This window comes from Mesorhizobium sp. M7A.F.Ca.MR.148.00.0.0 (assembly GCF_003997735.1).
Taxonomy (GTDB): domain Bacteria; phylum Pseudomonadota; class Alphaproteobacteria; order Rhizobiales; family Rhizobiaceae; genus Mesorhizobium.
The window spans coordinates 18,522-28,686 of sequence record NZ_RZTB01000075.1; the positions used below are offsets into that span (position 1 = coordinate 18,522).

The 10,165-nt window shown below is 62.0% G+C and carries 10 protein-coding genes; 9 read left to right on the top strand and 1 reads right to left on the bottom strand.

The features are described from left to right. Positions 1-3: 3 nt before the first annotated feature. The 4 genes from EOB49_RS23100 to atzF are packed head-to-tail and all read left to right on the top strand — an operon-like array spanning position 4 to position 4,397. The gene (locus EOB49_RS23100) at positions 4-1,527 is read left to right on the top strand and encodes an ABC transporter ATP-binding protein (RefSeq protein WP_127382327.1); all 1,524 of its coding nucleotides are present in this window, start codon (positions 4-6) and stop codon (positions 1,525-1,527) included. Further along, positions 1,527-2,195, top strand: a complete 669-nt coding sequence (locus EOB49_RS23105) for an isochorismatase family cysteine hydrolase (protein WP_127330531.1) — start codon at positions 1,527-1,529, stop codon at positions 2,193-2,195. The genes EOB49_RS23100 and EOB49_RS23105 overlap by 1 nt, the downstream gene beginning before the upstream one ends. Then, on the top strand, positions 2,188-2,538 hold the full coding sequence (locus EOB49_RS23110; protein ID WP_127330529.1) for a cupin domain-containing protein: 351 nt from the start codon (positions 2,188-2,190) through the stop codon (positions 2,536-2,538). The genes EOB49_RS23105 and EOB49_RS23110 overlap by 8 nt, the downstream gene beginning before the upstream one ends. Next, on the top strand, positions 2,535-4,397 hold the full coding sequence (gene atzF / locus EOB49_RS23115; RefSeq protein ID WP_127382328.1) for an allophanate hydrolase: 1,863 nt from the start codon (positions 2,535-2,537) through the stop codon (positions 4,395-4,397). Before EOB49_RS23110 ends, atzF begins: the two co-directional genes overlap by 4 nt. Positions 4,398-4,624: 227 nt before the next feature. Here the strand turns inward: atzF and EOB49_RS23120 are convergent, their stop codons facing one another. Next, positions 4,625-6,349, bottom strand: a complete 1,725-nt coding sequence (locus tag EOB49_RS23120) for a hypothetical protein (protein WP_127322570.1) — start codon at positions 6,347-6,349, stop codon at positions 4,625-4,627. 438 nt (positions 6,350-6,787) lie between these two features. On the opposite strand from EOB49_RS23120, the gene EOB49_RS23125 reads away from it, so the two are divergent. The 5 genes from EOB49_RS23125 to EOB49_RS37910 form a co-directional block, all read left to right on the top strand. Beyond that, the gene (locus tag EOB49_RS23125; RefSeq protein WP_127322616.1) at positions 6,788-6,976 is read left to right on the top strand and encodes a hypothetical protein; all 189 of its coding nucleotides are present in this window, start codon (positions 6,788-6,790) and stop codon (positions 6,974-6,976) included. Positions 6,977-7,251: 275 nt separating this feature from the next. Next, a complete protein-coding gene (locus EOB49_RS23130; protein WP_245463618.1) occupies positions 7,252-7,680 on the top strand; it encodes a hypothetical protein in 429 nt (142 codons plus the stop codon). 477 nt (positions 7,681-8,157) lie between these two features. Further along, positions 8,158-8,340, top strand: a complete 183-nt coding sequence (locus EOB49_RS23135) for a hypothetical protein (RefSeq protein ID WP_127322615.1) — start codon at positions 8,158-8,160, stop codon at positions 8,338-8,340. 15 nt (positions 8,341-8,355) lie between these two features. Then, entirely contained in the window at positions 8,356-9,264 is a 909-nt protein-coding gene (locus EOB49_RS23140) for a LysR family transcriptional regulator (protein ID WP_127322614.1), read from the top strand. 376 nt (positions 9,265-9,640) lie between these two features. Beyond that, positions 9,641-10,165 (top strand): hypothetical protein (locus tag EOB49_RS37910; RefSeq protein WP_245472798.1); only part of this gene is annotated, 525 nt, incomplete at its 3' end.

Sequence of the window (10,165 nt, forward strand, 5' to 3'; positions counted from 1 at the left end):
GCGATGAATGACAGGAAAGCGGTCGGCGTCGAGACCATCGGCATGACCATGCGCTTCGGCGCCTTCACGGCGCTGGATGCCGTGTCGGTGAAGGTGCCGGCGGGCTCCTTCCACGCGCTGCTCGGCGAGAACGGCGCCGGCAAGTCGACGCTGGTCAAATGCATGATGGGTTTTTATCACCCGACATCAGGCGACCTGCTGGTCGATGGCCGCGAGGTGGCGATCGCTAGTCCGCGCGACGCCTCGGCGCTCGGGCTCGGTATGGTCTATCAGCATTTTACGCTGGTGCCGTCGCTGACCGGTGCGGAAAACCTCGTCATCTCGCGCGAGAAGGTTCCGGGCATTATCGATTGGCGTAGGGAACGAGCCGACCTTGCCGTGTTCATGGAGCGCATGCCGTTCAAGCTGCCGCTCGACGTTAAGGTGGCGGAACTCGCCGCCGGCGAAAAGCAGAAGCTCGAAATCATCAAGCAGCTCTATCTTGGCCGCAGCTTTCTAGTGCTGGACGAGCCAACCTCGGTGCTGACGCCCGGTGAGGCGCAGGAGGTGCTGGGGCTGGTGCGCGACATGACCAAGGCCGGCGACCTCACCGTGCTGATGATTTCGCACAAATTCCATGAGGTCACCGCCTTCGCCGACGATGTCAGCGTGCTGCGCAAGGGCAGGCTGACGGGAACCGGCCGCGTCGCCGACCTCGACCACAAGGCGATGGCGGCGATGATGATCGGCGACCAGCCGATCGCCGCGCTCGACAGTCGCGCGGCGCCGAAACCCGATGCCGAGATCGTGCTCAAGGTCAAATCGCTGAAGGCGCCGGACCGCACCGGGCTGAAGTCGATCCGCATCGAGAATCTCGGCGTGCGTTCGGGCGAGATCGTCGGCATCGCCGGCATTTCCGGCAATGGCCAGAAGGAATTCCTCGAGGTCCTGGCCGGCCAGCGGCCGCGCGACGGTGGCGAGGTGCTGGTACGCGGCTCCGCCTATGCGGCGACGCGGGCCGAGGCGCGCGCGCTCAATGTGCGGCTCATCCCGGAAGAGCCGCTGAAGAATGCCTGCGCGCCAAAAATGACGGTGGCCGAGAACATCTCCTTCCGCACCTTCGACATCGACGGCAACGGCAGGCCGGTGAACTGGATCAGCGCCAGCGCCATACGCGCGTTCAGCGCCAAGCTGGTCGAGCAGTTCAAGGTCAAGACCGCCTCGCTATCCTCGCCCATCGCCTCGCTGTCGGGCGGCAATGTGCAGCGCGCCGTGCTGGCGCGCGAACTGACCGGCGAGGTCGACCTGCTGATCGTCTCCAACCCGTGCTTCGGCCTCGACTTCTCGGCGGTGGCCGAAATCCGCGCCCGCATCATGAAGGCGCGCAATGCGGGTGCGGCAGTGCTGCTGATGTCGGAGGACCTCGACGAGCTTTTGGAACTGTCCGACCGCATTTTCGTCATGTCGGACGGCGCGCTGGTCTACGAGACGCCGATCGCGCAAGTGAGCGTGCAGACCATCGGCGAGCATATGGCGGGACATCACTGATGGCGGAGATTGATGCGCAGCCGTTCGCCTTCTCCTTCAAGCCGCAGACGATGGCGCTGGTCGTCATCGACATGCAGCGCGATTTCGCCGAGCCCGGCGGCTTCGGCGCCAGCCTTGGCAACGACGTCAGCCGGGTGGCCGCGATCGTGCCGACGGTGAAGAAACTGATCGAAGGTTTTCGCGCCGCCGGCCTGCCGGTGATCCACACCATGGAGTGCCACCGCGCCGACCTGTCGGACCTGCCGCCGGCCAAGCGCAATCGCGGCAATCCGGCGATCCGCATCGGCGATGTCGGGCCGATGGGCCGCGTGCTGATCGTCGGCGAGCCGGGCACCGCAATCCTCGACGAGCTTGCGCCGCTGCCGGGCGAGATCGTCATCGAAAAGCCCGGCAAGGGCGCCTTCTACGCGACCAGCTTCGGTGGCGAGCTGAAGCGGCTCGGCGCACAGCAGCTGGTTTTCGCCGGCGTCACCACCGAGGTCTGCGTGCAGACGACGATGCGCGAGGCCAATGATCGCGGCTATGAGTGCCTGCTCGCCGAAGACGCGACGGAAAGCTATTTTCCCGAATTCAAGGCGGCGGCACTAGCCATGATCCGGGCGCAGAGCGCCATCGTCGGCTGGACGGCAACGACCGACCAGGTGCTCGAGGGAATTGCCAATGCCTAATTTTGCCTTTGCCGGCCTGCTCGACGGCGGCTGGCGCGATCTCGCGTTCGAATATTTCCGCGACGGCATCAGCGTGCACTGGCTGCTGAAGGGCGGGCCGGTCGAGCCGTCGGTCGCGATCCTGAAATACCGGTCCGGCGCCAGCGTGCCGCGACACCGACATGTCGGGCTGGAAACCATCGTCGTGCTGGAAGGCACCCAGAGCGACGAGAACGGCGACTATCCCGCCGGCAGCGTCATCCTGAACCCGGTCGGCACCGAGCATTCGGTGTGGACGAAGGACGGTTGCGTCGTGCTGATCCAGTGGGACCTGCCGGTGATCATTCTGGAGGAGACGAAATGAGCGATATCCATTTCGACATAGCGAGCCTTCACGCAGCCTATCGGGGAGGCCTCGCCGTTGGCGATGTGATCGCGACGATCTTTACCCGCATCGAAGCGGCCGACGACCCGGGCATCTTCATCCATCTCGCCGCCAAGGCGGATTTCCTAGCCCAGGCCGCGGCACTCGGTCCGTTCGACCCGGCGACAAAGCCGCTCTGGGGCATTCCCTTCGCCGTCAAGGACAACATCGACGTCGCCGGCATGCCCACGACGGCCGCCTGCGCCGAATACACCTATTGGCCCGAGAAAGACGCCACCGTTGTGACGCGGCTGAAAGCGGCCGGTGCGCTGGTCGTCGGCAAGACCAATCTCGACCAATTCGCCACCGGCCTCGTCGGCGTGCGCACGCCCTGGCCGATCCCGCGCAATGCCATCGACGAGGCGCTTGTGCCAGGCGGCTCCTCCTCGGGGTCGGCGGTGGCGACGGCGCGCGGCATCGTCTCCTTCGCGCTTGGCACCGACACCGCCGGCTCCGGCCGCATTCCGGCCGGCCTCAACAACATCGTCGGGCTGAAGCCGACGGTCGGCGCGTTGTCGGCCGCCGGCGTCGTGCCGGCCTGCCGCACGCTCGATTGCGTCTCGGTGTTCGCGCTGACCGTCGATGATGCGTATAGGGTGTTCTCCGTTGCCGCCGCGCGCGACGCTGCCGATCCTTATTCGCGTGACATCGCCGTCCAGCCGCTCGCCGCGCGCCAACCGGTGCTGACCGTCGGCGTGCCTGTAAAAGCGGAGCTCAAATTCTTCGGCGATACGGCCATGCAGACTGGTTTCGAAGCTTCGCTTGCCATTCTGTCGCGGCTTGGCTGCCGGCTGGTCGAAATCCCCTTCGGCGATTTCTACGCCACCGCCAACCTACTCTATGAGGGTGCCTGGGTGGCCGAGCGCTATGCGGCGATCCGCGATTTCATGGAAGCCAACGAAGCCGCCTTGCATCCGGTGACGCGCAAGATCATCGGCGGCGCCAGTAACCTGTCGGCGGCAGACGCCTTCCGCGGCCTCTACGCCTTGCAGGCCTACAAGGCGAAGCTCGCCCCGGTCATCGCCTCGGTCGACCTGTTCTGCGTGCCGACCGCCCCAACGCACTATACCACTGCTACCGTGCTCACCGATCCCGTCGAGACCAACAGCCGGCTCGGCACCTACACCAATTTCGTCAATCTTCTGGACATGTGCGGCATCGCCGTGCCGACCGGCAAGCGCGACGACGGGCTGCCGATGAGCGTGACGCTGCTTGCGGCCGCCGGAGCGGACGGCCTTGTAGCATCCGTCGCGCGCGATCTCCATGCCGCGAGCAGTCTCACCCTCGGCGCGACTGGCTGGCGGCAGCCGAGCGCGCAGCCTGTCGGCGCATCAGTCGAAGATGGCACTATCGAGTTGGTGGTGGTCGGCGCTCACCTCTCGGGAATGCCGCTCAATGGCCATCTCAAGGAGGCTGGTGCCCGGTTCTGCCGGGCAATGAGGACGGCATCTTCATACAAGCTATATGAGCTCGCGGGCCAGACCACGCCCAAGCCGGGACTGGTCCGTGTTGAAAACGGCGGCACTGCGATCGAGGTAGAGGTTTGGCGGCTACCTGCCGACGCATTCGGCCACTTTGTGGCCGACATCCCGTCTCCCTTGGGCATTGGCAATATAGAGCTTGATGATGGCAGCACCGCCAAAGGTTTTCTAGTGGAATCCGTGGGCTTGCTAGGCGCTTTTGATATCTCGTCATTTGGGGGCTGGCGCCGCTTTCTGTCAGATCGTTCCCGCTTGAACACTTCGTCAACGGAATATGCGGAGGCAAGAGCAGGTGGCGACACCGCCCGCGGCGGTTAAACTTGTGATATCCTTGATCGCGAAGCCGGAAGCTGCCGTTTCGCTATCGGCCCCGCTTCTGCCTTCACCTCTCGTTTCTCGAGTGCCCAATCAAAACCGAGGAGTAACACGATGGGTTACTCGATTTGATCCCGCCACACACGGTCGCGCACCATGGAATATCGGAAAGACCGGTAGGACGAAGCGGCTAGCTCTGCCCGCGAAGATTCTTCGTCCCGTTTCGGCGATCAATCCCGGCGTGGGTCGTAAGGCTTGGCGGCCCGTTGAGCGACGCGCTCGCGGTACCTCGCGTCGGTTCCACTTCGGTTTTCCGGCTTGGTAAGCGTTTCGACAGGCTTCCCGAGGACGACCAGCAGGGTGTCCCATTCTTCCTGGCCGAGCGTCTTGTAGCGGTACTTCAGACCCGGCGAAGCCAAGAGCTGCTCGATCTCAGGCCGCGCGAAAGAGGCCGCAGGGCCAATGCGGCGAAAGCCGCTTCGCACGGCATCGGTAGCCGCGGTCAGGTCGCTGAAACCAAACTTGCCCGGATCGTAGACGGAGTACTCGCGCAGCAGCCGCAACAGGTCGGGCACGGCATCGACGCCGCGGTCCCCCTGGCGCTTGATCAGGCCGGTGGCAAAGCGGCTGACCTCCGGATCTGCGAGAATCGCGCGCTCTTCGGGCAGAGGATCAGTGTATGCACCCACAGGGAGGCCGGCCAGGGCATTGATCCAGTGGCGCGCCTCCTTCTTGTCGGTGGCCGCGAGGTAGCGGCGGGCGGCGAGCCGCCGCAGATCGGCGGAGTCGCCATCGACCTGTTTGATGATCGCCCACAGCCCGTCTGGGGATCGCACCCGTGGGTCCTCCAAGACGCGAACCAGCAGGCGCCGGTCGCTTTCGCCGAGCGGCTGGTCGTTCGCGCGGAACGAGTCCATCCATTGATTGGCGAGCGCGAACACGGGACCGCTCACCGGCTTACGCGGATCGTCGAGCGCTCTGGCAAGTTCCTCGCGCGTTCTCGCTTTCGCCGCTTCCATATTCACGCCGCGCGAAACGCTGGTGTGGTCGAGCAGCAGCCGGTTGACCGGAACCTCGGCGTACATCCTTCCGTCACCGAGCCGCAGACGCGCCCAACCGAACCGGAAGTTCTCGATCCCGCCCGAAGTCCCGATCAGCAACGGCGCCGCCGGGGCAAAGATCGACAGGATCGACTGCCGCAGCAGCACCTGTTCACCGGCGTCGGTGATGGTGAGCGCCTTGCGGTGGGGTGCGGAGGGTTCGAGCGACCAATCCACCCGTCCCGATCGGGGCTTGGAGTCGAGCGCGGCAGGGCCGTGCTCGATAGCGATGGTGAAGCCGGGTTCGGGGGCGTCGTCGCTTTGCAGCAGCGCCTTGCCCTCTGACATCATCAGGTTCCATTCGGCTTCCAGCGCGCGCTGAGGGGCGAGCGGATCGGAGGCATCGTAGCGGCGCTCTTCCAGCAGGCCATGCCCGATGACGGTGCTTCGTTTGCCGGGCGTCGAGTCCGGCACGACGCGATAGGTATAGGATTGACCGCGAAGGGTCTGGACGCGGACCGAAGTTACGCCCGGGGTCTTGAGCAAGGCAGCGCACAATGCATCGCAACGGCCCTCGAACGGGCGGGCGAGGAGAATATCGCCCTTGAGCGCAATCGGTGCGTTCGACTGAATGTCCGGCTCCTCCAGGCTGGCCAGCATGCCCCTCGCCCAGGTGAGGCCTGGCTGGGGGATGGTCCAAAACAGTGCCAGCGTCGCGGCGCCCGACATGACGTTCAGAGGAACGCCTGAAAGGAAACTTCCGAGCAGCAAGCAGAACAGCGCGAAAGCGATGCCATACATGAAGGCCGTTGGCATCGACCCGAGGATGAGCCCCGGGATGATCAGGAAACTGCCGATGATGACCAGCCATGGCATTGTCAGCGCCACGAACGCGCCGACGCCGGTGATGATCAAGTAAGTCTTCAACCACATGCGCGGAACCTTACCGCGCAGAATTCAAAAAATGATAAAGCTACTGATCTCGGGTCGGTGCCGTCTTTCGGCATCCACCCGTTGACGGAATCTCGTTACGCTCACCTCAAAGGCTGTCGACCGTCCGCCTTTGGGGGTTCTGGCGCCCACATCACATGACCGACTCGGGTCGCAAGGGGAACGCCAGCCTTCTAGCCCATCGCGCCCAAACCGGAAGGACAGCAGACGGCCCCAAAGCTGCCGGACTCCAATGCGCCTCATGTCGGCCGTTGAAGTCCAACTTTGCCACGGACCTGAAATGCCCAGGGTCGGAGGACGCGAAGACCGAAATCGCCTTTGGGCGGCAGCGGTCCGATGGCCGATTGTCCCGGAACCTCAGGCCGATCGAAGAGTTGCCATTGCTTCACAAAGGAGAGGCTGATGGTGGAAAAATCGGTCGACAAGAAAGTTGGCAAGCGCCCCGGCAAGGAGCTTGAAGCAGACGCGCGAGGCCAATCAGAAGAGCACCACAAAGGCGGAAAGAACGACGGTGTCTCAAGCGCCAATCCGCGCGTTTTATCAGGGGAGAAGGATGGCGACGCCACATTTCCTCTAAAGCGGGAACAGTGACAGCAGCGTCATTCCAGCGCTGACCGAACCAAATCTCGCCCACGGTTGTCTGCGACTGATTGCGCCCCATCTGGCCTCGGGAACGAGGCTGGACCAGATAGCTCTGATGTCGCAGCCGATTCAGGGTACAATTTCCGCAATACAGAAACCCTGGCGCTGAAACCAGTGGTTCCAGGCCTAATGAAGAGGACGTCCCATCTCTGGCCTAAACGCGTTGTCGCGCGAAGGTGTTTGGGTGGTGATTATGTTGTTTTCTGTGGAAGAGGCCACCCTCAGTGGCGGTCGTTTTTGTGTGGATAAGACGTGCATGGCCTATTGGTTCTGCGCGTCATGCCGCGCACTCTCACGCAATGAAGGCGGAGTATGTTGAACTGGTTTTGTTCGAGCAGTCTTTCGCCAATATCAATCGGCCGTTTGCCGATCGAGTGGCTGACGTCGCGGAAAAGACTGATGGCTCTGTTCTGTTCGATATTCGCGTCGAGGACGACACTCGCATTCAAAGGATGGCAGCTATCGGTTATGGCGCAAACGGAACCGTAGCGATCATGATGAACAAGCAGGGACAACTTAGCACCACGCCGGTGAATGGGAACGACGACATTCTCGTTGCCGAACTTACTGCTTGGTGTTCGCTACCGATGGCTAAACAGGTCTGCGTTAGTTACCATGGTGCAGCCGCGCGCCTGCTTGCTAACCTCCTTTGAAACGAAACGTGTTGGCGCGTTTGACACAAGGAGCCACCTCAATGGGCGGGCCAGGCGCCGGGGCCTCAGGTAAGGGTGTGGCCCTACGATATCTCCAGCGCACGTATGCGGGTTGGTACCCTACTCCGGCGCAATTTCAAATGTCGGGTTTTCTTTACTAGCGAATCGTCATTGCCGCACCAAAGACGCAGTTCCAAGAACAGATTTTGTACTCTTGGCGACAGTCTCTACCCCTGCTGGTATTACAAAGACTGTAGACTTGCGCACAATCCGAACCGCAGCTTTTATGCTCGCCTACGTCCGCTAGAGCGCTTTCATCGATGCTGTCCTTAGAGGTCACACCACATTGATGATTATAACCTGGCAGGCCAGATGACGCGGTCGCGTCGCCACATTGTTCGACGGCGATGGCCGATACATTTGCAAGGGCGACAAGACCGAGAGAAGCTAATATTACAATTGATATGTGGCGCATGATTGCTCCATTCCATCGATGAATTAGTTGAAGAAAGTGGAACAAACATTATTCCATCTTTCATTGTCTTTAAAAAATCAATGTCGCTTGAAGATGCTTCTTCGACAGGATTAATTATCCTCGATGACGGCGCTGCTGTCTTGTGCTATGTTTTGTTCAGCCTGCTGCAAGAATTGCAGCGGTGATGCCGGGGGCTGCCGATGCGTTACCTGAACTCCGCTCACTATATCGATGTGGTGGCCAAGACCGGTTCGATCCGCGCCGCCGCGGAATTGCTCGCCATAACCTCGACGGCGCTCAATCGGCGTATATTGGCGATGGAGGCCGAACTCGGCGTTGCCATTTTCGAGCGACTGCCTCACGGCGTGCGATTGTCCAGCGCCGGCGAACTTCTAGTGCAGCACATGCGCAACCAGTTATCCGATATGGAGCACGTGAAATCGCAGATTGCAGACCTTGCTGGCGCCCGGCGCGGCCATGTGGCGATCGCCTGCAGCCAGGCGCTATTGCCCTACCATCTGCCGATGCAGATCTCACTCTACCGCAAGGAACATCCGAATGTGACATTCGGAGTGCACCTGCGCGACCGGGAGGAGGCCGAGCGTGCCTTGGTCGATCACACGGCCGACATTGCCATCGTCTACGAGCCAACCCGGCTGGCTGCCTTCATGACACTAATACGGGTGCACCAGCCGGTGCATGCGGTTATGCGGCCCCATCATCCGCTGGCTTCTCACGAGACGGTGCGCTTGCGCGCTTGCCTCGACTATCCAATCGCGCTTCCCACATCAAGTTACGGTGTGCGCTACCTGCTCGACATCGGGGCGCAATCGTCATCGCTGCAGCTGGAGCCGGTGATTCAGTCAGACAGCTTCGAATTCCTGCGCAACCACGCTATCTCAGAGGATATCATCACCTTCCATTTCCCGATTGGCCTATCCCACCAGACGATGACCGGTGACATGATCTCCCGGCCGCTCGACTTGCGCGACGTGCCCGCTGGCATGCTCTATGTCGGCCAACTCAAGGGCCGCACCCTACCGGTGGCCGCTGCACGTTTCGCCGACCAGCTTTCCGCTTCGCTGGCGCAGCAGTATGAGGTCTCGTGATGGCGCCTATTAGGGGTCAGAACAAGAGCAGTGCCGGGCATCTTGCATCCTATCAAATGAATGCAATCGAAGGACGACCTATTCCCGGAACGCTCGGTGAACCTGGCCCGACAAGGCTTCAGCACGTAGGACCAAACGTTGCGATCGCCTGTCTGAATGTGGACCTCCGCAGGCATGCCAGGCTGTAGCCGCCTTCCACGCGGGCATGCTTTTGGTCGTCGAGCGTCGTCCTCCCACGAAATAGGAAATCTTGCGCTGTTGGTCCTTGATCAGATCGGCTGAGACTCTCTGCACGGTCCCCTTGCATTCCGGGGTCGTATTTGCGTCGCACGCGGAGAAGCGCATGGAAACCGGCTGTCCGGGTTCGACGTCATCGATGCTGGCGGGCGCGACCATGCCTGTCGACCACGAACCTGTCCTGTTCAGGAACAATCAGCATGATGGTCTCGCGGGGACTGATCACGCCGCCGACGTATGGACGGCACGCTCCTGGACAAGTCCTGACTGGGGAGCGCGGATTTCGGTCCGCGCAAGCTGGTCCTGCGCCACTGTCTTCCGCTCGACGAGTTCGGCCTCCTTGCCATCGAGTTCGCGCAGTTCCTCGTTTGCCTCCGGTCTGGTGCTGCACCTTTTTGGGGTTGCTTTCGACGACCACGGTGCCCGATGCGATCACGGCCCCGGCGAGCGAGGTCGTTGCGGCCAAAGCGCCGACGCCGCCGACAAGCACAACGCAGACTGTCAGCCACAGCAGGACTTTGCCCGGATGCCTTCGCCGGATTTCTCCGGAGCGCACACCGAGCCGGAACCTGGAAGTCTGAACGGCGAGATCATTTCGGCCAAGGAAGACAGCATGTCTTCCAGCTATATGAGATTGTGCTTTTCCGGGGAGAGGACCAAGGTA

Coding starts and splice junctions, on each gene's coding strand:
- EOB49_RS23110 (WP_127330529.1), top strand. CDS start 2,188: ATGCCTAATTTTGCCTTTGCCGGCCTGCTCGACGGCGGCTGGCGCGAT.
- EOB49_RS23100 (WP_127382327.1), top strand. CDS start 4: ATGAATGACAGGAAAGCGGTCGGCGTCGAGACCATCGGCATGACCATG.
- EOB49_RS23125 (WP_127322616.1), top strand. CDS start 6,788: ATGGTGGAAAAATCGGTCGACAAGAAAGTTGGCAAGCGCCCCGGCAAG.
- EOB49_RS23140 (WP_127322614.1), top strand. CDS start 8,356: ATGCGTTACCTGAACTCCGCTCACTATATCGATGTGGTGGCCAAGACC.
- atzF (WP_127382328.1), top strand. CDS start 2,535: ATGAGCGATATCCATTTCGACATAGCGAGCCTTCACGCAGCCTATCGG.
- EOB49_RS23105 (WP_127330531.1), top strand. CDS start 1,527: ATGGCGGAGATTGATGCGCAGCCGTTCGCCTTCTCCTTCAAGCCGCAG.